The sequence below is a fragment of the Arthrobacter sp. K41 genome (assembly GCF_059089645.1).
On record NZ_JBNHEW010000001.1, the window covers coordinates 185,002 to 209,048 of the forward strand.

Here is a 24,047-nt window from a genome sequence, read left to right on the forward strand (position 1 = left end):
TTGACCTGATGTCTGAGCAGCCCACCCCCACCGCAACCCCTGATTCCACCGTGCCTGCAGCGCCAGCTGCAGTCCCGGAGGCAACGCCCTCCGCAGGGACGGGCAGCCCCCTTCCCAAGGAGCTGGCAGCGGCCCTCAAGCGCGACAGCTCCGGCCTGGTGGCCGCCGTCGTGCAGCAGTTCGATACCAACGAGGTGCTCATGCTGGGCTGGATGGATGACGAGGCACTGCACCGCACCATGACCAGCGGCCGCGTCACCTTCTACTCCCGTTCCCGCCAGGAGTACTGGCGCAAGGGAGACACCTCCGGGCACGTGCAGTGGGTTAAGTCCCTGGCCATGGACTGCGACGGCGATGCGCTGCTGGTGCGCGTGGACCAGGTCGGTGCCGCCTGCCACACCGGCACCCGCACCTGCTTCGACGGCAGGGACCTCGCAGTCACAACAGGCCAGGCAGTCTGACCTTCATCCGCACGCTGCTGCGGAGCGCGGGGGAGGGCTGGCCAACCCCGCAAGCACACCAACAGGCGCCGGCTCGGCCGGCCCCTACTAGAACAGGCGGAACAGCATAACCATGCAGGACCTTGGAATCATCACCCCGGGCCTTGAGGAGTTCCGGGAACTTGCCGCCCACAGCCGCGTCATCCCCGTGCGCCTCAAGGTACTTGCCGACGCCGAGACCCCCATCGGTTTGTACCGGAAGCTCGCGCAGGGTCAGCCCGGAACGTTCCTGATGGAGTCCGCTGCAGTGGGCGGTGCATGGTCCCGTTACTCCTTCATCGGCGCGAGGTCCCGGGCAACACTGACCACCAAGGACGGAAACGCGCACTGGCTGGGCGAGCCCCCCGCAGGCGTCCCGGTGGACGGCAGCCCAGTGGATGCTGTCCGTGACACCATCGAGGCGCTCCGCACCGAAAGGTTCGACGGCCTGCCGCCCTTCACCTCCGGCCTGGTGGGCTTCCTCGGCTGGGAAACAGTGCGGCACTGGGAACGCCTGGTGAGCCCGCCCGAGGATGATCTCCAGCTGCCGGAAATGGCGCTGAACCTCGTCACGGACATGGCCGTGCACGACAACGTGGACGGCACGGTGCTGCTGATCGCCAACGCCATCAACTTCGATGACAGCTCCGAACGCGTGGACGAGGCCTGGCACGACGCCGTGGCGCGGGTCAAGGCCCTCCTGGCCAAAGTCAGCACGCCCGTGGCGCAGCCCGTCTCCGTGCTTGCGCCGGCCGCGCTGGACTTTGCCTCCAGCGTTCAGGAGCGCTGGGACGAAGCCGAGTATTTGGCCGCCCTGGACCGCGGCAAGGAAGCCATCGTTGACGGCGAGGTGTTCCAGGTGGTGATTTCCCGCCGCTTCGAGATGGAGTGCCAAGCTTCCGCACTGGACGTCTACCGGGTGCTGCGCAACACCAACCCCAGTCCCTACATGTACATCTTCAGCCTTGAGGATTCCGAGGGCCGGGAGTACTCCATCGTCGGGTCCTCGCCGGAGGCCCTCGTCACCGTCACCGGCGAAGAAGTCATCACGCACCCCATCGCAGGATCCCGCCCGCGCGGCAGGACGGTGGAGGCGGATAAAGCACTCGCTGAGGAGCTCCTGGCGGACCAGAAGGAACGCGCCGAACACCTGATGCTCGTGGACCTTTCCCGCAACGACCTTTCCAAGGTATGCGTGGCCGGGACCGTTGACGTCACGCAGTTTATGGAGGTGGAGCGTTTCAGCCACATCATGCACCTCGTCTCTACGGTGGTGGGCCAACTCTCACCGCGGGCCAAGGCGTACGACGTCCTGAAGGCCACGTTCCCGGCCGGGACACTGTCCGGAGCGCCGAAACCCCGCGCCCTGCGGCTCCTCGACGAGCTCGAACCGCACCGCCGCGGCATCTACGGCGGCGTTGTGGGATACCTCGACTTTGCCGGGGACATGGACATGGCCATCGCCATCCGCTCGGCCCTGCTGCGCGGGGGACGGGCTTATGTCCAGGCCGGCGGCGGCATCGTGGCCGACTCGGTCAACCCGACGGAAGCCCTCGAAACCGTGAACAAGGCCGCGGCACCGCTGCGGGCCGTGCACACCGCGGGCTCCCTGCAGAACATTTCCGCCGATTCATTGCCGGGCAGGACAGAATCCTGATGCAGGACCAGGAACAGGACAAAGGCCAGGCAGCAGGGCAGCCAACCGGCCGGAAGCCCTCCGGCACCCGGGCCTGGGCACGCAAGTCCACGCTGGTGCTGCTCGTAGCCGTCCTGGCGCTGGCCGTTTTCGGCACCACCACCCAAACGTGGATGACTGTCACGCTGGACCCCAACCAGGTGGGCCAGGCCGGCGCCGCGCAAACGGCACTTGAGGTCCAGGGCAGCAAGGCCGCCACCGCCGTTACCGCGCTGGCCCTGGTAGCCCTTGCGGGCGGGCTCGCCGCAGCAATCGCAGGCAGGATCGCCCGGTGGATCATCGCCGGCATCATCGTCCTCGCGTCGGCAGGGATTGTTGCCGCCGCGGCCACCGTTCTGGCCAATCCGCTGGCCGCAGCCCAGGGGGCCATCGCGGCCGCCACCGGGATTACAGGCAGCCAGGCGGAGGTGGCTGTCACCGCTTTCCCGGTGTTCGCCGTCGTTACCGGCTGTCTGCTGGCACTGGCAGCCCTGCTCATCATTCCCGCCGGGCGGCACTGGAAAACCAGGACCAAGTACGACGCACCTGCCGCGGGCAGCACCGCCGCCGCGGCAGGTCCGGTGGACGAAATTGACAGCTGGGACCGGCTCTCCCGCGGCGATGACCCTACCTAAGCCGGTGCAACGCCGTCCGGCGCACGCGGGCAGGCCGCCGATACCCGGGCACCGGCCAATAAATGGCAGAATGTAAGCAGTATCCACCCTGAGGAGATTTTCCATGAGCAAAGCACCTGCATCCGTATCCAAGTCAGGCACCCGCACGGTGGCCCCCGGCGCCATCGACCACAGCCAGGAACTCGGCCACGGGAACAGCCCCGCGGCCTGGACCTGCGTCATCGTGATGCTGGTGGGCGCACTCATCGCTTCGATCGCCTTTGTGATCGCCAGCACTCCCATCTTCATCGCCGGCATCGGCGTGATGGTGATTGGCCTCATCCTCGGCTACATCATGCGCAAGGCAGGCTACGGCGTCGAAGGCAGCAAGCTGAAGAACTCCGGCCACTGATGGCAACTGTTCTCGATGACATCAATGCCGGTGTCAGGGAGGATATGGACGCGCGGAAACGCCAGGTTTCCCTCGCTGAACTGAAGGACCTGGCCCAGGCCGCGGCACCTGCCCGCGATGCCTGGGCTGCGCTCGGCGGGCCCTCCCCGTCCCGGGAACTACTGAAGGTCATTGCCGAGATCAAACGCCGCAGCCCCTCCAAGGGCCACCTCGCGGCTATTGGCGATCCGGCGTCCCTCGCGAAGCAGTATGCCGACGGCGGCGCCTCCGTTATCAGCGTGCTCACCGAACAGCGCCGCTTCAACGGCGCACTCGCAGACCTGGACGCCGTGCGTGCCGCGGTTGACGTTCCGCTGCTGCGCAAGGATTTCACGCTTGACGAGTACCAGATCTGGGAAGCCCGCGCACACGGGGCCGACCTGATCCTGCTGATCGTGGCAGCGCTCTCCGACGCACAGCTCGCCGAGTTCTCCGCGCTTAGCCACGAGTTGGGCATGCACGTCCTCGTGGAGACCCACACCGAGGAGGAGATCGAGCGGGCCGTCGCAGCCCGCGCGCGCATCATCGGCGTCAACGTGCGGAACCTGAAGACGCTCGACGTCGACCGGTCCGTTTTCGCCTCCCTGGCAGGCCAAATTCCCGCCGAAGCCCTCGTGGTGGCCGAATCGGGGGTCCGCGGCGTGGACGACGTCAGGCACTACGCCGCCAGCGGCGCCAACGCAGTCCTCGTTGGCGAGGCGTTGGTCAGCCACGCCACCCCGCGTGAGCGGATTGCCGAATTCACGGCGGCAGGGGCTGCCGCCATCGCTGCCCGCCGCTGACCGGAGCGCCCCTGCACACCCTGTGGGCAGGGGCTGTTTGCCGCCCGGCGTATTCTGTTCCGGCACCGCTGCCGGAACCTCACACACTTACTGAATGAACAACTTCGAACAGGACGGGTCTGATGGTTGACGCACCCTCAGCGAACGCTGACAACAATGCCGCGGAAGCATTCCTGCAGGGCGGCTCCCTCAAGCATGCTCCGGGACCCTACTTCGGCAGCTACGGCGGACGCTGGATGCCGGAGTCCCTCATCGCCGCCTTGGACGAACTTGAGGAAACCTTCGACAAGGCCAAAGACGATCCCGAGTTCCGGGCCCAGATCACGGACCTGAACAAGAACTACTCCGGGCGTCCCTCACTGCTGACCGAAGCCAAGCGCTTCTCCGAGCATGCCGGGGGAGTCCGGATCTTCCTCAAGCGCGAGGACCTCAACCACACCGGTTCGCACAAGATCAACAACGTCCTGGGCCAGGCGCTGCTGGCCAAGCGCATGGGCAAGACCCGCGTCATCGCCGAAACCGGTGCCGGCCAGCACGGGGTGGCCAGCGCCACCGCCGCCGCCCTGATGGGCCTGGAATGCGTGGTGTATATGGGCGCGGAGGACTGCCGGCGCCAGGCGTTGAACGTAGCCCGCATGGAGCTCCTCGGTGCCACCGTCATTCCGGTCACCAGCGGCTCACAGACCCTCAAGGACGCCATCAACGAGGCCCTCCGGGACTGGGTGGCCAACGTGGACCACACCCACTACCTGCTCGGCACTGCTGCCGGCGCCCACCCCTTCCCCGCGATGGTCCGCTACTTCCATGAAGTGATCGGTGAGGAAGCCCGTGCCCAGATCCTGGAACAGGAGGGCAGGCTCCCTGACGCCGTCTGCGCCTGCATCGGCGGCGGCTCCAACGCCATCGGCATCTTCCACGGCTTCCTTGACGACCCGTCCGTGAAGATTTACGGCTTCGAGGCCGGAGGCGACGGCGTCGAAACGGGCAGGCATGCCGCCACCATCACGCTCGGCAAGCCCGGGGTCCTGCACGGCGCCCGCTCCTACCTCATGCAGGACGATGACGGCCAGACCATCGAGTCCCACTCCATCTCCGCCGGCCTGGACTACCCGGGCGTCGGCCCGGAGCACTCCTACCTTGCCGACATCGGACGGGTCAGCTACGAGCCCATCACGGACAGCGAAGCCATGGACGCCTTCAAGCTCCTGTGCCGCACCGAAGGCATCATCCCGGCCATCGAGTCCTCCCACGCGCTGGCCGGCGCCATCAAGGTGGGGCAGCGGCTTGCTGCCGAAGCCGTAGCCGGCGGCGGGGCTGCGGAGGACAAGATCGTGATCGTGAACCTCTCCGGCCGCGGCGACAAGGATGTGGCCACCGCAGCCGAATGGTTCGATCTGTTGGACAAGGACTCCGCCGAGGCGGAGATCGGCAAAGAGGGGGAGCAGCTGTGACCACTGCACAGACCATCAGCAAGTCAGCGGCGGCCATCGACAAGGCCCGCGCGGAAGGCCGCGCCGCGCTCATCGGCTACCTTCCCGCCGGCTACCCCAGCGTGGAGCAGACCATCGCCGCCGGCATAGCCCTGGCGGAGAACGGTGCCGACCTCATCGAAATCGGCATCCCCTACTCCGACCCCGTCATGGACGGCCAGGTTATCCAGACCGCCACCACCGAGGCGCTGGCCAAGGGCTTCACTGTGCGCCAGGTCTTTGACGTGGTGGCGGGCATCACCAGCAAGACCGACGCTGCCGTCCTGGTGATGACCTACTGGAATCCGGTGGTCAGGATGGGCGTGGACGAGTTCTCCCGGCGCCTGGCAGAGGCCGGGGGAGCCGGGCTCATCACCCCGGACCTCATCCCGGACGAGGCAGCCGAATGGATGGAAGCTTCGGACAAGTACGGCCTGGACCGCGTGTTCCTGGTTGCGCCGTCCTCCACCACCGAGCGCATGCAGCGGACCGTTGACGCCAGCCGCGGCTTTGTCTACGCCGTGTCCATCATGGGCGTCACCGGCGCGCGGACCTCCGTCAGCACCGCGGCCAAGGACGTTGTGGCCGCCGCGCACGCCGCCGGCGCCCGACGGGTCTGTGTCGGGCTGGGCGTGTCCAACGCCGGGCAGGTCCGGGAGATCGCCGCCTACGCTGAAGGCGTCATCGTGGGCACGGCCCTCGTGGCAGCCATCCGCGACGGCGGCGTGGACGCCGTCGCTGCCCTGACCAAAGACCTCAGCACCGGACTGACCAGGGAAGAAGCCTAACCTCATGCAGACGCTCCTTTCCGCGGCCGCGATGGTGCCCGCCAGCATCCCCAGCCCTGACTGGTCCGGCTTCGACATTCCCCTGCCCTGGGGGACGCTGCGCATCCACGCTTACGCGCTGTGCATCCTGGCAGGCATCGTGGTGGGCCTGTGGCTGACCTCGGCCCGCTGGGCCAGGCGGGGCGCACCGGAAGGCAGCGTCTGGGACATCGTTGTTTGGGCGATTCCCTTCGGCATCATCGGCGGCCGCCTCTACCATGTGGTGTCCTCACCGGACGCGTACTTCGGCCCCGGCTTCGACGGCACCGGGGACCTCTCCCTGATCCCCCAGATTCAGCGGGGCGGGCTCGGCATCTGGGGCGCTGTTGTCCTGGGCGCCGTGGGCGCGTGGATCGGCTGCCGCCGCAGCGGCGTCAAGCTCAGCGCCTTCCTGGACGCCGCAGCACCCGGGCTGCTGCTGGCCCAGGCCGTGGGGCGCTGGGGCAACTACTTCAACCAGGAACTGTTTGGCGGCCCAACCACCCTGCCGTGGGGGCTGCAAGTCGACGCCGACAACGCCAACTTCCCTGCAGGAGTCCCCGCCGACACCCTGTTCCACCCCACGTTCCTCTACGAATCGCTGTGGAACCTGGCCGGCGTCGTGATCCTCCTTGCCCTGGACCGGAAGTTCAACTTCCGCCGCAGCAGGCTGTTCTGGCTTTACGCGATGTACTACACCCTGGGCCGGGTCTGGATCGAAGCCATGCGGATCGATGACGCCGAGCAGATCTCCCTCTTCGGCATCACCACCCGGCTGAACGTCTGGACCAGCATCTTCGTTTTCCTGGCCGCCCTTGCCGCGTTCATCCTGCTGGGAAGAAAGAAGCGGACGGAATCGGAGAGCGTGTACCTGCCGGGCCGGGAGCCGGTGGAAGACCTGGGCCGGCCGAACGCCGGTGCAGTGACAGCCGCGGGCAGTCCAGTCCGTGATACGGACTCCGTTGTCTCAGATAGTGAATCGCGTGATAATCTCCCTGATAACCAAAGCGGTTCCCGGCATGCTTCCGTCCCCGCGGAACAAGCCAAGGCTGCGCCGGCGGGCCGCAAGCCCGGACAGGACGCAACCGCTGACGGAAGTTCCGGCAGCACGGCCACAGGAACCGCGCCGGAAGCCGGCACTACCAAGTAGCGCGCAGGCCAGGCAGGGCAGCGGAGCCACCGCTCGAAGCGCCCAATCACCACAGCGTCGTGGCAGCGGGGCCACCCTGGACAGCATAGAGCTGCTGTCCGGTGTTGCCCGGGGCAGGGGCCTGCTTAACTGTTAGTTCAGCAGGCCACGCTGACCTACAATTTCCAGTAATCAACACTTTGTTGTGCCCATAACCGCGGCGCCGCACGAGTGGGGCCAACGTTGTCCCTTCCATACGCACGATCAGGAGGAAGGACGTCTCCCATGACCCAAACTCTTCACACTCCCAGCTGGTCTGAACCGGATCAGCCGGAGGCTGCCATGTCGCCGTTCAAGCGTTTCGCAGCCCTCCCGGAGGCAAGCGGGCTGTACAACCCGGAGCAGGAGAAGGACGCCTGCGGTCTTGCGATCATCGCCACCCTCCGCGGCGAGCCCGGCTATGACATCGTGGACGCCGCCCTCACCGCCCTGCGCAACCTCGAACACCGTGGTGCCGTGGGCGCGGACGAAGGCACCGGTGACGGTGCCGGGCTCCTGATGCAGATCCCGGATGAGTTCTTCCGCGCGGTCACCGAGTTCGAACTTCCCGCCCCCGGCCAGTACGTGGCCGGTACCGCTTTCCTCCCCGCCGAACAGCGGGAGGCCGACGCCGCCAAGGCAGGCATCGAGGGCCTCGCGGCTGACGAGGGCCTCAAGGTCCTCGGCTGGCGTGAGGTGCCCATCGTCGCCGACCTTGTCGGTGCCATGGCACGCGCCTGCATGCCCTACTTCTCCCAGCCCTTCCTGGCGTCCGCCACGGGCGAGGAACTGGACCGCAACGAGCTGGACTCCCGCGCCTGGCGGATCCGCAAGCGCGCGCAGAACAAGTTCGGCGTGTACTTCCCGTCCCTGTCCTCCCGGACCATCGTGTACAAGGGCATGCTCACCACCGCCCAGCTCGAGCCGTTCTACCCGGACCTCTCGGACAAGCGCTTCAAGACCAAGCTCGCGATCGTCCACTCGCGCTTCTCCACCAACACCTTCCCGTCCTGGCCTCTGGCCCAGCCGTTCCGCACCATCGCCCACAACGGTGAGATCAACACCGTCAAGGGCAACCGGAACTGGATGCGCGCCCGCCAGTCCCAGCTCGCCAACCCGCTGCTGGGGGACTCGCCGGAAGAGCTGTACCCCATCTGCACCCCCGGGGCCTCCGACTCCGCGTCCTTCGATGAGGTGGCCGAGCTGCTGTGGCTTTCCGGCCGCCCCATCACGCACTCGATCATGATGATGATCCCCGAGGCGTGGGAAAACCACGCCACCATGGACCCGGCACGGCGTGCGTTCTATGAGTACCACTCGCTGCTGATGGAGCCTTGGGACGGTCCGGCGGCTGTGTCCTTCACCGACGGCAACCTCGTCGGCGCCACCCTGGACCGTAATGGCCTGCGCCCCGGCCGCTACTGGATCACCGAGGACGGCCTGATCGTCTTCGCCTCCGAGGTGGGCGTCATCGATGTCGAGCCCTCCAAGGTGGTCAAGAAGGGCAGGGTGTCCCCGGGCAAGATGTTCCTGGTGGACACCGGGTCCGGCCGCATCATCGACGACGAAGAGGTCAAGGCCGAAGTCGCTGCCGCCAACCCGTGGGCGGAATGGGTCAAGGACAACCTGATCGACCTCAACGACCTTCCCGAGCGCGAGCACGTGGTCCACACTGCCGCGTCCGTGAACATCCGCCAGCGCACCTTCGGGTACACCACCGAAGAGCTGAAGATCCTGCTCGGCCCGATGGCCCGTACCGGCGCCGAGCCGCTGGGCGCCATGGGATCGGACACCCCGGTTGCCGTGCTGTCCAAGCGCCCGCGCCTGCTCTTTGACTACTTCGTTCAGTCCTTCGCGCAGGTCACCAACCCGCCGCTGGACGCCATCCGCGAAGAACTGGTCACCTCGTTGACCTGTGCCATCGGCCCCAACGGCAACCTCCTGGACACCAAGCAGGTCCGCCAGCCCCAGATCCAGCTGCCGTTCCCGGTGATCAACAACGACCAGCTCGCCAAGATTGCCAACATGGAGGACGCCGAAGGCTTCCGCGTAGCCATGAAGGTCCGCGGGCTCTACCGCCCCGAAGGCGGCGAGAACGCCCTCCGCGCCCGGCTCACCGAAATCTGCGAGCAGGTCTCCGGCGCCATTAACCGCGGTGTCCAGTACATCGTGCTCTCCGACCGTGACTCCAATGCGCAGTGGGCGCCCATCCCGTCCCTGCTGCTGGTCAGTGCCGTACACCACCACCTGCTGCGCAGCGCCAACCGCACCAAGACCGCCCTGGTGGTCGAGGCGGGCGACGTCCGCGAAACGCACCACGTGGCGGTCCTGATCGGCTACGGCGCCTCCGCAGTCAACCCGTACCTGGCCATGGAATCCGTGGAACAGCTGATTGCTGCCGGCGACGTCACCGGCGTCACCCCGCAGGACGGCGTCTACAACCTGATCAAGGGCCTGGGCAAGGGCGTCCTGAAGATCATGTCCAAGATGGGCATCTCCACGGTCGCGTCCTACACCGGCGCCCAGACGTTCGAAGCGCTCGGCCTGGGCCAGGAGCTGGTGGACGAATTCTTCGCCGGCACGCACTCGCAGCTTGGCGGCGTAGGCCTGGACGTTATTGCCGCCGAAGTCTCGGCGCGCCACCAGATGGCGTACCCCGAGGGCGGCATTGAGCAGCCGCACCGCCCGCTTCTTGGCGGCGGCGAATACCAGTGGCGCCGCGACGGCGAGCCCCACCTGTTCAACCCGGAGACCGTCTTCCGGCTGCAGCACGCCACGCGTGAGCGCCGCTACGACATCTTCAAGGCCTACACCAGGGGAGTGGACGATCAGTCCACCAACCTGATGACCCTCCGCGGCCTGCTCAAGTTCAAGAACGAGCGTCCTGCCGTTCCCCTCGAGGAAGTGGAGCCGGTCTCCAGCATCGTCAAGCGGTTCTCCACGGGTGCCATGAGCTACGGCTCCATCTCCCAGGAGGCCCACGAGACGCTGGCCATCGCCATGAACCAGCTGGGCGGCAAGTCCAACACCGGTGAGGGCGGGGAAGACGTGGAGCGCCTGCTCGATCCCAAGCGCCGTTCCGCGGTCAAACAGATCGCTTCCGGCCGCTTCGGCGTCACCAGCCTGTACCTGACCAACGCCGATGACATCCAGATCAAGATGGCGCAGGGTGCCAAGCCCGGCGAAGGCGGCCAGCTGATGGCGCAGAAGGTCTACCCGTGGGTGGCCCGCACCCGCCACTCAACACCCGGCGTCGGACTGATCTCCCCGCCCCCGCACCACGACATCTACTCCATCGAGGACCTCGCCCAGCTCATTTACGATGCCAAGCGCGCCAACCCCTCGGCCCGGGTACACGTCAAGCTCGTGTCGGAAGTGGGGATCGGCACCGTGGCCTCCGGCGTGACCAAGGCGAAGGCCGACGTCGTACTCGTCTCCGGCCACGACGGCGGAACGGGCGCCTCGCCGCTGAACTCGCTCAAGCACGCCGGTGTCCCGTGGGAGCTCGGCCTGGCCGAGACGCAGCAGACGCTGATGCTTAACGGCCTGCGCGACCGCGTGGTGGTGCAGGTGGACGGCCAGCTCAAGACCGGCCGCGACGTTGTGATCGCCGCTTTGCTGGGCGGCGAGGAGTTCGGCTTCGCCACCGCCCCGCTCGTGGTGGAAGGCTGCATCATGATGCGCGTCTGCCACCTGGACACCTGCCCCGTGGGCGTGGCCACCCAGAACCCGGAACTGCGGGCACGCTTCAGCGGCAAGCCCGAATTCGTTGTCAACTTCTTCGAGTTCCTCGCCGAGGAAGTCCGCGAAATCCTGGCAGAGCTGGGCTTCCGCAGCCTCGAAGAGGCCATCGGCCACGCCGAGGTCCTGGACACCCGCGAAGCCGTCAACCACTGGAAGGCCGACGGCCTGGACCTGGATCCGATCCTGCACGGGCTGGAGTTCGACGACGACGCCCCGCTGCGGAACATGACCGGCCAGAACCATGAGCTGGACAAGCACTTCGACCAGCGGCTGATTACCATGGCCACGGAAGCCCTGACGGACCGCAGCCCGGTGAAGATCTCGGTGGACGTGATCAACACTGACCGCTCCGTGGGCACCATGCTGGGCCACATGGTCACCAAGACCTTCAGCACGGACGTCCTGGCCACGGACACCATCGACGTCACCCTCAGCGGCACCGCCGGCCAGTCCCTGGGCGCCTTCCTGCCCGCAGGCATCACGCTGCGGCTGTTCGGTGACTCCAACGACTACGTGGGCAAGGGCCTGTCCGGCGGACGCATCATCGTCCGGCCGGACCGTACCAATGTGTTCAAGGCGGAGACCAACGTCATCGCCGGCAACGTGATCGGGTACGGCGCCACGAGTGGTGAAATGTTCCTGCGGGGCCAGGTGGGCGAACGCTTCCTGGTCCGCAACTCGGGTGCCACCGCCGTCGTCGAAGGCATCGGTGACCACGGCTGCGAGTACATGACCGGCGGCCAGACGCTGATCATCGGCCGCACCGGGCGCAACTTCGGCGCCGGCATGTCCGGCGGCACCGCCTACGTCCTCGACCTGGACACTGCCCGGGTCAACAAGGACGCACTGCAGTCCGGCGAACTCCAGCTCCGCGGGCTGGACGCCGAGGACCGCGACATCGTGCACGGCCTCCTGGTCAAGCACGTTGAAGAAACAGACTCCCAGCTGGCTGCGCGGCTCCTCGAGAATTTCGATGACACCGCTGCCCGCATCACCAAGGTGCTGCCGCGCGATTACGCGGCTGTGCTGCAAACCCGCCTCAACGCCATTGAAGAGGGCCTGGACCCCGACGGCGAAGAAGTGTGGTCCCGAATCCTGGAGGTAACCGGTGGCTGATCCACGCGGATTTCTGAAAGTACGCCAGCGTGAAACCCAGCCCCGGCGTCCCGTTCCCGTCCGCATCATGGACTGGAAAGAAGTATACGAGGCGCAGGAAAAGGGCACCCTGAAGGCCCAGGCCGGCCGCTGCATGGACTGCGGCGTCCCGTTCTGCCACCAGGGCTGCCCGCTGGGCAACCTCATTCCCGAGTGGAACGACCTCATGTGGCGGGACAAGGGCGAGGAAGCCATCGAGCGGCTCCACGCCACGAACAACTTCCCGGAGTTCACCGGCCGGCTGTGCCCCGCCCCGTGCGAGGCGTCCTGCGTGCTGGGCATCAACCAGCCTGCAGTAACCATCAAGCAGGTGGAAGTTTCCATCATCGATGAGGCCTGGGACAACGGCTGGGTCAGCCCGCTGCCGCCGGCACGCCTGACCGGAAAGACCGTTGCCGTCGTCGGCTCCGGACCTGCCGGCCTTGCGGTCGCGCAGCAGCTGACGCGCGTGGGCCACACCGTGGCCGTGTACGAGCGGGACGAGAAAATCGGCGGCCTGCTGCGCTACGGCATCCCTGACTTCAAGATGGAGAAAGAGCAGGTGGACCGCCGCGTCGAGCAGATGAAGGCGGAAGGAACCCGTTTCCGCACCGGTGTAACGGTGGGGACGGACGTGACCTGGGAGCAGCTGCGCAGGCGCTACGACGCCGTCGTGGTTTGCACCGGCGCTACTGTGCCCCGTGACCTGCCCATCCCGGGCCGGGACCTCGAGGGCGTCCACTTCGCGATGGACTACCTGGTGCCGGCAAACCGTGTAGTAGCGGGGGAGACGGTGGAAAACCAGATCCACGCCCAGGGCAAGCACGTGGTGATCCTTGGCGGCGGCGACACCGGAGCAGACTGCCTCGGCACCGCCCACCGCCACGGTGCTGCCTCGGTGACCACCCTGGCCATCGGCAAGCAGCCCCCTGCTGAACGCGCGGGCCACCAGCCGTGGCCAACGTTCCCCACGCTGTTCGAGGTGGCCAGCGCCCACGAGGAAGGCGGCGAACGCACCTACCTCGCTTCCACGGTTGAGTTTGTTGGCGAAAACGGCCAGCTGACCGGCGTCAAGGTGGCCGAGACGGAGTTTGTTGACGGCAAGCGCCTACCCAAGGCCGGCACGGAGCGGATCATTCCCGCGGACCTGGTCTTCCTGTCCCTCGGGTTCACCGGTGCTGAGCCTGCCGGCATCACCGAACAGGTGAAGGCTGAATTCGACGGCCGCGGCAACGTGTCCCGCGACGGCTACTACATGACCAACACCGAAGGCGTATTCGTGGCCGGCGACGCCGGGCGCGGCCAGTCACTGATCGTCTGGGCCATCGCCGAAGGACGCGCCGCCGCAGCGGCAGTGGACAAGTTCCTGATGGGCAGCACCATCCTGCCGGCTCCCGTGGCGCCAACCGACAGGGCCATCGCCGTCCTCTAGCGCAGCATCAAGGGTTCACCTCCACGACGACTTAACCAATGCAAGTGACCAATAGGGTAGGTATATGAGACGCGCAAAAATTGTGGCTACGTTCGGCCCGGCAATTGCCAGCTACGAAAACACGCTCGCGGTGCTGGAGGCCGGCGTTGACGTCGCCCGCATGAACATGAGCCACGGTGACTACACCGTGCACGACAACACCTACGAGAACGTCCGGAAGGCTGCCGCCGATCTCGGCAAGGCGGTGGCCATCATGGCCGACCTGCAGGGGCCCAAGATCCGTTTGGGCCGGTTCGTTGACGGCCCGCACGCCCTGGCCGTCGGCGACACCTTCACCATCACCACGGAGGACGTTCCCGGCACCAAGGACATCTGCTCCACCACGCTGAAGAGCCTCACCGAGGACGTGAACGTGGGCGATGCCCTGCTGATCGACGACGGCAAGGTGGCGCTGCGTGCCACAGCCGTTGACGACGTCAAGGTTGTTGCCGAGGTGACAGTGGGCGGCATGGTGTCCAACAACAAGGGCATTAACCTGCCCGGCGTTGCCGTCAACGTCCCCGCCCTGAGCGAAAAGGATGAGGACGACCTCCGCTGGGCCATGCGCCGCGGTGTTGACCTGGTTGCCCTTTCCTTCGTGCGTGACGCCTCAGACATCACCCGGGTGCACGAGATCATGGACGAAGAAGGCCGCCGCGTGCCGGTCATCGCCAAGATCGAAAAGCCCCAGGCCGTGGAGCAGCTTTCGGAGATCATCGACGCGTTCGATGCCATCATGGTGGCCCGTGGCGACCTGGGCGTGGAACTGCCGCTGGAGGAAGTGCCGATCGTCCAGAAGCGTGCCATCGAACTGGCCCGCCGCTGGGCCAAGCCGGTCATCGTGGCAACCCAGGTCCTGGAATCCATGATCGACAACCCCCGCCCCACCCGGGCCGAGGCCTCCGACTGCGCCAACGCCGTCCTGGATGGTGCCGACGCCGTCATGCTCTCGGGTGAGACCAGCGTGGGCAAGTACCCGATCGAGACCGTCAAGGTGATGGCCCGGATTATCGAGTCCACCGAGGTCCACGGCCTTGAGCGCGTACCCCCGCTGGGGACGAAGCCCAAGACCCGCGGCGGCGCGATCACCCGTGCCGCCGTCGAAATCGCCGACCAGCTGGACGCCAAGTACATCTGTGCGTTCACCCAGTCCGGCGACTCCGCCCGCCGCCTCTCCCGCCTGCGCCCCATCAAGCCGGTCTTCGCGTTCACTCCGGTGGAGCAGGTCTGGAACCAGCTCGCGCTGACCTGGGGGATTCAGCCGGTGCTGGTCCAGATGGTGGACCACACGGATGAGATGACCGCTCAGGTGGACCGCAGCCTTCTGGAGATGGAGCTGGTGAACGACGGCGACCTGGTGGTCATCGCCGCCGGTTCCCCTCCCGGAAAGGCCGGCTCCACCAACTCGCTGAAGGTGCACAAGGTGGGCGACCTCGCTGACACCGCCCGTGTTGGTGAAGCGGTCAGCAACAAGGAAAAGCTCGGCCCCTGGCCGGAAAAGAAAAAGAAGGCCTAGGCTTTCGAGCAGCGAAAAGGACCCCTGCCGGTTGGCAGGGGTCCTTTTCGCTGGCTTCGTTGGTTGGGCCTGCTGGAACCAAAAGGCCCAACCCTTTGGCTGCTAGTTGACCTGGTTGATGATGGTTTCGGCGACCTCGCGCATGCTGAGGCGGCGGTCCATGGAGGTTTTCTGGATCCAGCGGAAGGCTTCGGGTTCGGTGAGGCCCATCTTGGTGGTGAGCAGGCTCTTGGCGCGCTCCACGAGCTTGCGGGTGGCGAACTGCTCCTGGAGGTCGGAGACTTCGCTCTCGAGTGCCTTGATCTCCTCGTGGCGGGAGAGTGCGATTTCGAGTGCCGGGATAAGGTCGGCAGGGGTGAAGGGCTTCACGACGTAAGCCATGGCCCCGGCGTCGCGGGCCCGCTCCACCAGTTCCTTCTGGCTGAAGGCGGTCAGCAGGACCACGGGGGCGATGCGGGCCTTGACGATCTTCTCCGCTGCTGAGATACCGTCCATGACGGGCATCTTGACGTCCATCAGGACCAGGTCCGGCTTCAGTTCCTCGGCAAGCTGCACAGCCTTTTCGCCGTTGTCCGCTTCGCCGATGACGTCATAGCCTTCGCCGCGCAGGATTTCGATGATGTCGAGGCGGATGAGGGTTTCATCCTCGGCCACAACGACGCGGCGCGCCGGCTGGGACGTGGGTTTTGACTCCGTCTGTTCAGTCACGGGATCTCCTTGGAAAGGTACGGCGGGGACACCACTATCTTAGGTGCGCCCGGTCCCGTACTTGATCTGCATGGTCAGTTGCGGCGACGGCGGCGCGATTCTGGAATTCAGCCTATCTGCATGTAGAGTAATTCCGCGTACGTGAAGCGATCGCGTTGCTCACAATCAGCTGTGGGCGTACCGTTTTACTTCATGTATTCCGCGCCCGAGTGGCGGAATTGGCAGACGCGCCGCACTCAAAATGCGGTATCGAAAGGTGTGTGGGTTCGAGTCCCACCTCGGGCACGCAAACCCCCTCGTCAGAGGGGGTTTTTGCTTTTAACGTCTTGACATGGCTTATGGTGGCGTCACTTTGACGCTAGGTGTGCGGGTTGTAGCCGGGCCGCCGCGGTGGCCTATTCAGGTGTGTGCGTGGCGGGATGAAGACCCTGGCTAGTGGGTCTTCCGCCTGCTGGGGTTGAGTTCATGCGGTTTCTCGTTCCGGTTTCTCGTTCCGGTATATCGGGTTGGTCGGGTGTGGCCAACACGTATTCATGGCTCGGGCTTTGCGGTCACAACATGACTTCGTCGAGTTGGGGGCGCATCGTCTTGGAGGGCTCCCCGAACATGCCCGGGAGCCGTATGAGCTCGGTTTGTCTGCCAAAGGAGGTGTGGACACTGTCCACACTTACGTCTGCTTTGTTTGATAGCCGGGCGGAAGACTGACGTAGCGAATTTAATGGTCACTGTTGGTGTCTGGTCTCCTGACAGCGCAGGAAAGCCGCCTAGCAGCAGCCAGAAGGACAACAGCGAAGCCGGCTCCTGGGGTTCAAGAGCGTGGGGGAGGAGCGCTCCATGGCGGACGGACAGGAGTGGACCGCTAACTGGCACCTTGAGTGTCTGGACAGAGGGCAGTTACTCCCGGTGCTGCCGCCCTCCAACCTGGCACTTCACCGTGCTGTTCCGCCGATTGGTCCGCTCTGATACTCGACGACCTGATGGATCAAATGAAGATTAGGCTCAACCAGATGTGTTCAAGTCTTAAGGTTTTGGTGGAACATCCTCTGGGTGGGTCGCGAGGGGGTTTACCTCTGCGGCATCGAGCAGGCCGGCCGTGTCGTTGTTGCTAACCAGGTCTTGCAGGGCGATGGCGGGGCGCGCCGGGGCATCAAAGGTCACTTTTCCCCTTAGTTGAAATAGTCCCAAGTGAGACACGTTGTTGATACGCCGTCGTTCTCTGGAACCGCTGCGAAGCAAGGGGCTCCAGACGGCAGACAGGTCGGTTCTCCTGTCTCGATAAAGGATCCTTTAATGAACAACCCTCTTCAGGTCGCTCGTGGATCTAGTCGGAGGGTTCAGGAACATCATTGAGGTAGGTTGAGCGACGCGTTCTCGAAGAGGGATGGTCATGATGCGGGCTATGCTGTGCAGGCTCGATATTGGGCACCACTTGATGGCGCAGGGTCGCCTGAGGGTGGGTTCCGTCGCGTTGTACTGGTGTGGCAAGTACAACGGCTATATCCCCAGCCGGCGGGGCACCTCGTACCAACTTAGAAGTTGATTTTTCGCTTTTCAGTCAAGCCATCGCTGAACGTTACTTCAACTGGCACTCCGTGATCCGAAGCATCTTGCAGTTCGTTTCCGGGTAGCCAGAAGGCGAAGTGAACTTTCGCTACGGTTGCGAGCACCTTGGTGCCGTCGGCGCTTGTGTAGGACATCGCTGCGACATCAGTTCCTACGCGACCTGCCGCCATCGAGATGTGGTTGTCCGCGTTGGTACCGGTCCCAAGTTGAGTAACAGCGATACCTCGGGCAGGCAGGGTAGTGGCATTCGTTGGTTTTCCAACCGTGCCGAAGGACCCCTTGTTGAACCAGGATGCTGTGGCGTCGGTGGTGCAGCTCGCTTCGAAACCGTCACCGCCGGTGAGGATGACTGTCACCCAGGCTCCGCGCCGCTCAGCAATGGCTACTTCCGCTGCTGCAAGGTCGGTCCTGTACATTCCGTCGCCTACACGTTGGGTAGATCCGCGGCAGTCCGAGACGGCATTGTCGCGTTCTAAGCCGATCAGTGTCCCGGGTGCTGCTGTCCATGTCGCGAAGGCTGGGTCACCTCCTGAGATTGCCGGCACGATGAGCAAACCGGCGGTGACTGCAGCGGCCAGACCTCCCAGAGAGACGGCTCGTCGCAAGCGCTTGACCTTGGGTCTGGTCGGGCAGTAGCTAACCCCCGAACTGCTGCTGGAACCAGTGGAAGCTGGCGGGGAGCTAAGTATGCGTGCGAGGTCGGCTTCAGCCCGGCCGGCGTTTGGCAGCGGGCTTTGCGCTGCGGCATCGAGGGAGCGAAGAAGCGGGTCGAGATGCTGATCGGTTTTCATAGTGTTGACGCCTTTTCGGGTGTTGCCGCCGACATCTCGGAAGCCTGATGGGGGAGGTGGTCAAGGAGGAGCCGCAAGGCTCGTCTGGCGCGGGTCAATCTCAGGCGGAAAGCCACAGGTGAGATGCCGAGGACTTTGGCCGCTTGCGGCGCGGCAAGGTTCTCGAAGACAGCGAGTCCGAGAGCTTCTTGATGTACTTCAGAAAGAAGCGCCCAGGCGCGGCTCACGTCTATGCGGCTGCTGACCAGATCGGCATGAGAGTTGCTGCCGCCTACTGCTGTTGTTTCAGCGAGCCGAACGCCTAATGCCTGACGTCGTTGGTCTCCTCGCTGTGCGTTCAACAACAGATTCCGTGCTATCCCGAAAACCCAGGCCCGGGCGTCACACTCTTCCGCTGGCGCTTCCGAGAAGCGCCTCCCTACTTCAACAACCGAAGTAACAAATACGAGATTCCGGGGAAGGAACCGCATGGGCAAGGCAGCAGCAGTGGTCTGGCAGGCCGTCCACTCTGAGAGGCGACGGCTCGCCGCGGATCTCTCCGGCCTGTCCGACGAACAATGGCTCTTGCCCTCCCTCTGCCCAGGTTGGGATGTCCACGATGTCCTGGCCCACCTTGTAGACACGGCTCGAACCAGCCGGCTCTCATTCGTCCGTGACCTCCTGATGGCACGCATGGACTTCGATCGCGCCAACGTCAGAGGCATCGCCCGAGAGAAACGGCAGGACCCGCAGGACACCATCAACGCATTCAAGGACGCCGCCAACCTCACACGGACGCCGCCGGCTAACCTCGCAACTCGCCTGGTCGAGGCCATCGTGCACGGTGAGGACATTCGCCGGCCTTTGGGCATCGCTGGAAGTTACCCGGAACGTGCCGTCGTTCAGGCCCTCACCTACCAGCTGCGCACCCCCGTATCCTTTGGCGGAGGACGCGAGCGTGCCGCAGGACTCCGACTGATCAATCGGAGGTCCGGGGCGGCCTGGGGCCAGGGTGACGACGTCGAAGCCGATCCACTTGATTTGCTGCTAGCGGTCTCCGGGCGCCCCGTGAACCCGGAGAGCCTCAAAGGCAGCGGGACATCCCGCCTTGCCGCCGCAGCCACACCAGCTGCACATGAACCGGGTCAATGACGAGAACTGTCCGAAGCGATATGGCGAGATGGCAGAACGGTCACCCATCCTCTAAGCGTCACTCACTATCTAGTAATAAGAACGCGAGCCGCTGCTCCGGGGTCCACACGTACGTATCATCGCAGCAGTAACCCCTCAACCATGTCTGTCCGTCGATTACGCGGAGGTAGAACCCCTTGGGGTACTCAACGTCACCGCTCACGGGCTCGGACGCGATGTGAATCGCTCCGGCCGGTCCGTGGCCTGCGGATAGGACTGGGTCCGGTGAGTTCGCTTGGTTTACCAGCGCCAAGCGGAGGTAAGGTCCGGCCACCAAGGGGTAGAGTTCAAGTCCATGATTCCTTGCAGCCGCGAAGACCTGGGACAGGACGGCACCATTTTCGAAACCAAGCTGCTCTACGGTTCGCTCTACAATTCGTAGCGTTTCGCCCGCCGGGTCATCGAACGTGGAGTGAGCCAGCAGCGTCTCTGCATGAGCATCGAGTTGGACACCCGCATCGGACAGAACCCGAACAAGTTTCGTTCGCGATTGCCCGCCTACCTGGACAATGAGCCCGCCGATCTTCGCTGTATTCGCCATGAAGTTTTTCTCCGTTATCTGCAGCCGGACAGGACCACGGTCGGTTGATGATGTCACGTCGTGGGCGCATGCCCGTAAGCGGATCCCTATCTGGTTATGATCCCCGTACTTCGAAGCCGCATCGGCATGTTTTCCCATGTCAGATGCGTATAGCAGTTTTGACGGTACGGGCGCGAACACCCACAGTAGAACCTATGCACAAATTTGCCGCTTCTTTCAATGGTGGACTATTGCGGCTTCACTGGGCTCCCGGGACCTTCATTACCTACGAGATCGCTGTTCAGGCCGCTCGTGTATTGGAGAAGCTGGGTGGCGGGCAGAATCTGCCGCTTCTCGTGGACATTGCGGGCGTGACAGGGTTGGCCGCGGAGGCAAGAGCCGGCATGAATGCCTATCGGGGCTTTTCCATCATCGCGCTCCTGGGAGATCACCCCGTGGGTACCGTTCTTGCAGCCTTCGCTAAGCAGTCACTGACTCCCACCGCGTACTTCACCGATGAAGAAAGCGCACTGCGCTGGCTCGCTCAGCAAAACGGGCGCGATTACTGGACAGCGTCAACAGGGACCCCTGACGCGTCCGAGCGGCCAGGACATAACGTCGAGCAAAGCTTTCCCGAGCACGACCAATAAGGAGGAGTCGAGCCCCGCGCGGCGATCCCCCAACCCTCTTGTGAGAGTGTCGTCTTTACTATTGCCCTATGAGCAGTAAGCCCCACACCGTCGATGCCGTCCGTACTGAAATCGTTTCCGCGATTGCCGAGGTTCGCGCCGCCGCTAGGTTGGGCCAGGACGAGCAGCGAGCTCATACCGCTGACTGGCTCGATGAGTTGTTCGCCGGCGTCTCCGATCGGTGTGGTCTCCGAGAAGCATCAGCACAGGGACCCACCCTTTATCGCGGCGGCATGGGCTCGTTCAGAGACGTGGGTTATGCCGCTGCAGGACACGCCGTTGACCGTCTTCACACCGCCTTGCGGCGCGGCCGGTCATGGTTCCTGCGTAAGTCCTGACCGACAAATTCTGCCGAGCCGAGGTGTTGACGGAACGACGGCTGCACCCTAGGTTTGGCTTGGAAGGTTATCGAAAGTCGATAACAAATATGGGGGATTCATGAGGAACACAAGCAGCGAACCGCTGGCCTGGGGCGCTAAGCGGGTCATGTCCAAGGGGGATGCAACAGCCATCATGGTTGCCTCGGCAGGGGCCGCAGTCGTCATGACCATCATTACTGTTGCCGGGGTCATCGGTTCGTTTGCTGGGCCGGTAACCCTGACACTTCCCCTGTCCACCGCGTCGCAGTCTCCCGCCGGCCTCCGCCTGGGCGCTGTAGCCCACTACACCTCAGTCGAGGCGACCATCCCGTCGATGCCTGACGCTGAGGCGGCTTTGCTGGCCTGGGCGGACGCCCTGAACCTTGTAGGAATCCTGTCCGTCCTGGCACTGCTGTTCCTGCTCGCGCTCCGCCTGCGGACGGAAAACCTCTTCACCCGGGCGACGGCTGAAATCATCGGAGCCTGCGGCATCGTCCTGGCGGCCGCCGGTACCGTGGGGCAATACCTTGACCAGGCTGCCCGGGGCCGGCTGGCCGAAATCATCGGGGTCAACCAGCGTGCAGTAGAGGAGACCGTCATCTTCACCGGCCAGATCAACCTCACACCCCTGGTTGCCGGGGTGGCATTGTCGCTCGTGGCCGCTGCCTTCCGCTACGGGCGCCGCCTGCAGGCCGACACCGAAGGCCTGGTGTGACGGCAGGAGTAGAAGAATCCGGAATCCACTGCCGCCTTGATGAGCTCCTGGCGGCCAGAGGGATGACACTGACGGAGCTGAGCAAGCGCGTCGGTGTGACCCTGGTGAACCTTTCGGTCCTCAAGAACGACCGGGCGAAGGCCATCCGATTCTCCACACTGACAGCAGTCTGCAACGCCCTGGAGTGCGAAGTGGGGGACCTTCTCGTCACCCAGAAGTGAGCATTAGGCCCGCTCTACCGGGGAGCGGGTACCCGAACCCCGCGGGCTGCAACAAAAGCCTCGACACCAATGACATGTTTTTCCATCAACCCCTGATCGGGCGCTGGCTTCTGCAACAGGATCGGCACCTGATACCCGGCCGCCCAGTCCTTGGCGCCGGGTCCGAGAACGTCATCAATCCACACCGTCGAGTCCCATGCAGCGTCACCGGCTGCCTCCATCCGCTCCAACCACCGGGTCACCGACCTCAGCTTAGGCGTCGGTTCGGCCTCGTCGCCGGGCCGCACCAGCAGCGTCACCCGCAGCGGTTCGACGTCCAGCTCGATCTGTTGCTCCAGCCCGGCCGTGGCATCCGCCGGCCAACTCGACACCCCTGCGATCCGGCCACACCTGGCCACCCTTTGAACCAGGGCCTTCCTCCCGCAGGCTAACTTCAGCTCCGTGCGTCCACCGGGACCCGGACGGCTCTCCGGGTTGAGTACACCGTCGATGTCCAGCAGGATGATCGGCTTCATAGCCCGACACTAGCTGTCCACCCCGCACAGCGGTAGGGGCAACACCGCACCCCGTCTGCCCTCGAAGCTGCACCTACACCGGGCAGTCCGGCGGCAAGGGTTTCAACCCTGTTAGACAGTCCTACTGCCCTGCGGTTGGCGAGCCGCTCTGTCGACTGCGACACACGCAAAGGTGACAAGTACCGCTGCGGAAATGCGGCCACTTACCGCTGCGATTCACAGGAGCTCCGAAAGTCATCGACGAGTAACTCCTCCCGTCTTGATAAAGGATCCTATGATGAAACCCGGACTTATTCTCTGGCTCAGTAGTTGTGAATGTTGGCATAGAGCGGAGACCAGGTTCGTTCTCAACTGACATTCGTGGGCTGCGGATGCTGCCGCCCGCAGGTCGCTGACGACTTCATCTCGCCATGCCAGGGCCGAGGGCAACAGTCGTGCATCAGCGCCGCTGCCGCTTCGAGGTCGTGGGCGTTCAGAGCGGCTATTAGCCTATCGACGACTTCACTCATGGGTTCGTCCCGCCCTCTTCCTTCACGCTCCGCACAGCATTCCGCCCGCTAGGATTCCCAGGTGACAAGTTCCTCGAGGCCGCATTGCTCAACCAGTCACTAGCCGCGCGCTGCCGCAAGACCTCGTGTCCGGATCAGGAGTCTCCACACTTCAACTATGGGCGCTGGCGCCCGGCGCGTCCATGGCCAGGTGCGCGGCGCATCACGTTCTGGATCTCCGCATAACCGGCGAGGTAGCAGGGCCCGCTACATCGCACCACCAGCTGACAGGACCCATGATGGATGTGGCCTTGGTGGCGCTGGTCAGGTAGTGGGCGACGGTGTGTGCGTAGGGGAGTTCTTGGCCGGACTGGCAGGGGAGATCGATTCGCAGGGTCGAGCCGATGCTGTTGCCGTTCATGGTGATGCAGCAATACACAGCTTCCACTCATCCATCGGAATGCGAAGAGCAGGCAGCATGACCGGGAGGGTGTGGGGCGAAAGAAGGTGTTGACTTTGCGTGGTTGAACCGTGCGCCCGTCGCTTCCGTCCGGGGATATTCACATGACGTGGCCAGCTGTGACCATGACGAGCCCAAGGCGATTCCATCGTTGTACCAGGATGCCGGGACCTGGGTAATAAAAAGGGTTGTTCCCAGGGCTGGCCCGTGCGGTTAGGGTGATCACGGGCGGTGCCGATGAGGGGTCGCCCGGTTGGGTGACCAGGCGCCAGTAATGGAGCTGATTCTAGATTCGATTCTTGGGAGGAAGCATGACCAGTCCAGAGCAGGATCCAAACCAGCAGGAAGGCCCCGCGGACGGTGGCGCGGACGGCGTCCCCGGCATGCACGACGGTGGTGCCGATGGTGGTGCCGATGGTGGTGCCGATGGTGGTGCCGATGGTGGTGCCGACGGCGGTGCCAATGGTGGTGCCGACGGCGGAGCCGACGGCGGTGCTGACGGTGGTGCCGATGGGGGAGCCGCGGAACGGGGCATCTAA

The 24,047-nt window shown here is 64.6% G+C and carries 21 protein-coding genes and 1 tRNA gene; 18 read left to right on the forward strand and 4 right to left on the reverse strand.

The genetic code is table 11. The annotated features are described in order from the left end of the window. Window positions 1–8: 8 nt before the first annotated feature. The 11 genes from hisI to pyk all read left to right on the forward strand — a co-directional run bounded on the left by hisI (window position 9) and on the right by pyk (window position 15,309). On the forward strand, window positions 9–461 hold the full coding sequence (gene hisI, locus AC5RTE_RS00860) for a phosphoribosyl-AMP cyclohydrolase (RefSeq protein WP_494039530.1): 453 nt from the start codon (window positions 9–11) through the stop codon (window positions 459–461). A 112-nt stretch (window positions 462–573) separates the two neighbouring features. Further along, window positions 574–2,136 (forward strand): anthranilate synthase component I, encoded by a 1,563-nt coding sequence (locus AC5RTE_RS00865; protein ID WP_494039531.1) that lies wholly within the window; start codon window positions 574–576, stop codon window positions 2,134–2,136. Beyond that, window positions 2,136–2,789, forward strand: coding sequence for a Trp biosynthesis-associated membrane protein (locus tag AC5RTE_RS00870; RefSeq protein WP_494039532.1), 654 nt, complete (start codon window positions 2,136–2,138; stop codon window positions 2,787–2,789). The genes AC5RTE_RS00865 and AC5RTE_RS00870 overlap by 1 nt, the downstream gene beginning before the upstream one ends. A gap of 103 nt (window positions 2,790–2,892) precedes the next feature. Then, a complete protein-coding gene (locus AC5RTE_RS00875; protein WP_494039533.1) occupies window positions 2,893–3,180 on the forward strand; it encodes an HGxxPAAW family protein in 288 nt (95 codons plus the stop codon). Then, window positions 3,180–4,001 (forward strand): indole-3-glycerol phosphate synthase TrpC, encoded by an 822-nt coding sequence (trpC, locus tag AC5RTE_RS00880; RefSeq protein WP_494039534.1) that lies wholly within the window; start codon window positions 3,180–3,182, stop codon window positions 3,999–4,001. Before AC5RTE_RS00875 ends, trpC begins: the two co-directional genes overlap by 1 nt. Window positions 4,002–4,123: 122 nt before the next feature. Next, window positions 4,124–5,452, forward strand: a complete 1,329-nt coding sequence (trpB, locus tag AC5RTE_RS00885; protein WP_494039535.1) for a tryptophan synthase subunit beta — start codon at window positions 4,124–4,126, stop codon at window positions 5,450–5,452. Further along, window positions 5,449–6,258, forward strand: a complete 810-nt coding sequence (gene trpA / locus AC5RTE_RS00890; protein WP_494039536.1) for a tryptophan synthase subunit alpha — start codon at window positions 5,449–5,451, stop codon at window positions 6,256–6,258. Before trpB ends, trpA begins: the two co-directional genes overlap by 4 nt. A 4-nt stretch (window positions 6,259–6,262) precedes the next feature. After that, the gene (gene lgt / locus AC5RTE_RS00895; protein WP_494039537.1) at window positions 6,263–7,426 is read left to right on the forward strand and encodes a prolipoprotein diacylglyceryl transferase; all 1,164 of its coding nucleotides are present in this window, start codon (window positions 6,263–6,265) and stop codon (window positions 7,424–7,426) included. A gap of 264 nt (window positions 7,427–7,690) precedes the next feature. Next, window positions 7,691–12,304: a glutamate synthase large subunit gene (gene gltB, locus AC5RTE_RS00900; protein WP_494039538.1), complete on the forward strand. Its 4,614-nt coding sequence runs from the start codon at window positions 7,691–7,693 to the stop codon at window positions 12,302–12,304. Continuing rightward, a complete protein-coding gene (locus AC5RTE_RS00905) occupies window positions 12,297–13,754 on the forward strand; it encodes a glutamate synthase subunit beta (protein ID WP_494039539.1) in 1,458 nt (485 codons plus the stop codon). Before gltB ends, AC5RTE_RS00905 begins: the two co-directional genes overlap by 8 nt. Before the next feature lie 64 nt (window positions 13,755–13,818). Further along, on the forward strand, window positions 13,819–15,309 hold the full coding sequence (pyk, locus tag AC5RTE_RS00910) for a pyruvate kinase (RefSeq protein ID WP_494039540.1): 1,491 nt from the start codon (window positions 13,819–13,821) through the stop codon (window positions 15,307–15,309). Between the two features lie 102 nt (window positions 15,310–15,411). Here pyk and AC5RTE_RS00915 read toward each other — a convergent pair whose 3' ends face one another. Further along, window positions 15,412–16,017 (reverse strand): ANTAR domain-containing response regulator, encoded by a 606-nt coding sequence (locus AC5RTE_RS00915; protein WP_163163231.1) that lies wholly within the window; start codon window positions 16,015–16,017, stop codon window positions 15,412–15,414. Between the two features lie 203 nt (window positions 16,018–16,220). Here AC5RTE_RS00915 and AC5RTE_RS00920 point away from each other — a divergent pair. Continuing rightward, window positions 16,221–16,302 (forward strand) — tRNA-Leu (locus AC5RTE_RS00920). A 1,244-nt stretch (window positions 16,303–17,546) separates the two neighbouring features. On the opposite strand, the gene AC5RTE_RS00925 is transcribed toward AC5RTE_RS00920, so the two are convergent. Then, complete coding sequence (locus tag AC5RTE_RS00925; RefSeq protein WP_494039541.1) at window positions 17,547–17,996, reverse strand: hypothetical protein; 450 nt, start codon at window positions 17,994–17,996, stop codon at window positions 17,547–17,549. An 843-nt stretch (window positions 17,997–18,839) separates the two neighbouring features. Here AC5RTE_RS00925 and AC5RTE_RS00930 point away from each other — a divergent pair. Next, complete coding sequence (locus tag AC5RTE_RS00930; RefSeq protein ID WP_494039542.1) at window positions 18,840–19,502, forward strand: maleylpyruvate isomerase family mycothiol-dependent enzyme; 663 nt, start codon at window positions 18,840–18,842, stop codon at window positions 19,500–19,502. A 58-nt stretch (window positions 19,503–19,560) separates the two neighbouring features. On the opposite strand, the gene AC5RTE_RS00935 is transcribed toward AC5RTE_RS00930, so the two are convergent. Continuing rightward, complete coding sequence (locus AC5RTE_RS00935; protein WP_494039543.1) at window positions 19,561–20,220, reverse strand: hypothetical protein; 660 nt, start codon at window positions 20,218–20,220, stop codon at window positions 19,561–19,563. 56 nt (window positions 20,221–20,276) lie between these two features. Between AC5RTE_RS00935 and AC5RTE_RS00940 the strand changes: the two genes are divergently transcribed. The 4 genes from AC5RTE_RS00940 to AC5RTE_RS00955 all read left to right on the forward strand — a co-directional run bounded on the left by AC5RTE_RS00940 (window position 20,277) and on the right by AC5RTE_RS00955 (window position 22,045). Further along, window positions 20,277–20,711 (forward strand): DUF7793 family protein, encoded by a 435-nt coding sequence (locus tag AC5RTE_RS00940; RefSeq protein ID WP_494039544.1) that lies wholly within the window; start codon window positions 20,277–20,279, stop codon window positions 20,709–20,711. 68 nt (window positions 20,712–20,779) lie between these two features. Next, window positions 20,780–21,088 (forward strand): hypothetical protein, encoded by a 309-nt coding sequence (locus AC5RTE_RS00945; protein WP_494039545.1) that lies wholly within the window; start codon window positions 20,780–20,782, stop codon window positions 21,086–21,088. A gap of 100 nt (window positions 21,089–21,188) precedes the next feature. Continuing rightward, window positions 21,189–21,824, forward strand: coding sequence for a hypothetical protein (locus AC5RTE_RS00950; protein ID WP_494039546.1), 636 nt, complete (start codon window positions 21,189–21,191; stop codon window positions 21,822–21,824). Continuing rightward, on the forward strand, window positions 21,821–22,045 hold the full coding sequence (locus tag AC5RTE_RS00955; RefSeq protein ID WP_494039547.1) for a helix-turn-helix domain-containing protein: 225 nt from the start codon (window positions 21,821–21,823) through the stop codon (window positions 22,043–22,045). The genes AC5RTE_RS00950 and AC5RTE_RS00955 overlap by 4 nt, the downstream gene beginning before the upstream one ends. A gap of 14 nt (window positions 22,046–22,059) precedes the next feature. Here the strand turns inward: AC5RTE_RS00955 and AC5RTE_RS00960 are convergent, their stop codons facing one another. Further along, a complete protein-coding gene (locus AC5RTE_RS00960) occupies window positions 22,060–22,560 on the reverse strand; it encodes an HAD domain-containing protein (protein WP_494039548.1) in 501 nt (166 codons plus the stop codon). A gap of 1,259 nt (window positions 22,561–23,819) precedes the next feature. Here AC5RTE_RS00960 and AC5RTE_RS00965 point away from each other — a divergent pair. Further along, window positions 23,820–24,047, forward strand: a complete 228-nt coding sequence (locus AC5RTE_RS00965; protein ID WP_494039549.1) for a BatC protein — start codon at window positions 23,820–23,822, stop codon at window positions 24,045–24,047.

Excerpts from the sequence above, each read along its gene's own strand:
- AC5RTE_RS00925 (WP_494039541.1), bottom strand. The coding sequence starts at position 17,996 with ATGTACAGGACCGACCTTGCAGCAGCGGAAGTAGCCATTGCTGAGCGG.
- AC5RTE_RS00940 (WP_494039544.1), top strand. The coding sequence starts at position 20,277 with ATGCACAAATTTGCCGCTTCTTTCAATGGTGGACTATTGCGGCTTCAC.
- pyk (WP_494039540.1), top strand. The coding sequence starts at position 13,819 with ATGAGACGCGCAAAAATTGTGGCTACGTTCGGCCCGGCAATTGCCAGC.
- AC5RTE_RS00945 (WP_494039545.1), top strand. The coding sequence starts at position 20,780 with ATGAGCAGTAAGCCCCACACCGTCGATGCCGTCCGTACTGAAATCGTT.
- AC5RTE_RS00935 (WP_494039543.1), bottom strand. The coding sequence starts at position 20,220 with ATGGGAAAACATGCCGATGCGGCTTCGAAGTACGGGGATCATAACCAG.
- AC5RTE_RS00950 (WP_494039546.1), top strand. The coding sequence starts at position 21,189 with ATGAGGAACACAAGCAGCGAACCGCTGGCCTGGGGCGCTAAGCGGGTC.
- trpC (WP_494039534.1), top strand. The coding sequence starts at position 3,180 with ATGGCAACTGTTCTCGATGACATCAATGCCGGTGTCAGGGAGGATATG.
- AC5RTE_RS00870 (WP_494039532.1), top strand. The coding sequence starts at position 2,136 with ATGCAGGACCAGGAACAGGACAAAGGCCAGGCAGCAGGGCAGCCAACC.
- hisI (WP_494039530.1), top strand. The coding sequence starts at position 9 with ATGTCTGAGCAGCCCACCCCCACCGCAACCCCTGATTCCACCGTGCCT.
- AC5RTE_RS00875 (WP_494039533.1), top strand. The coding sequence starts at position 2,893 with ATGAGCAAAGCACCTGCATCCGTATCCAAGTCAGGCACCCGCACGGTG.
- AC5RTE_RS00930 (WP_494039542.1), top strand. The coding sequence starts at position 18,840 with ATGGGCAAGGCAGCAGCAGTGGTCTGGCAGGCCGTCCACTCTGAGAGG.
- AC5RTE_RS00960 (WP_494039548.1), bottom strand. The coding sequence starts at position 22,560 with ATGAAGCCGATCATCCTGCTGGACATCGACGGTGTACTCAACCCGGAG.
- AC5RTE_RS00865 (WP_494039531.1), top strand. The coding sequence starts at position 574 with ATGCAGGACCTTGGAATCATCACCCCGGGCCTTGAGGAGTTCCGGGAA.
- gltB (WP_494039538.1), top strand. The coding sequence starts at position 7,691 with ATGACCCAAACTCTTCACACTCCCAGCTGGTCTGAACCGGATCAGCCG.
- AC5RTE_RS00965 (WP_494039549.1), top strand. The coding sequence starts at position 23,820 with ATGACCAGTCCAGAGCAGGATCCAAACCAGCAGGAAGGCCCCGCGGAC.
- trpB (WP_494039535.1), top strand. The coding sequence starts at position 4,124 with ATGGTTGACGCACCCTCAGCGAACGCTGACAACAATGCCGCGGAAGCA.
- lgt (WP_494039537.1), top strand. The coding sequence starts at position 6,263 with ATGCAGACGCTCCTTTCCGCGGCCGCGATGGTGCCCGCCAGCATCCCC.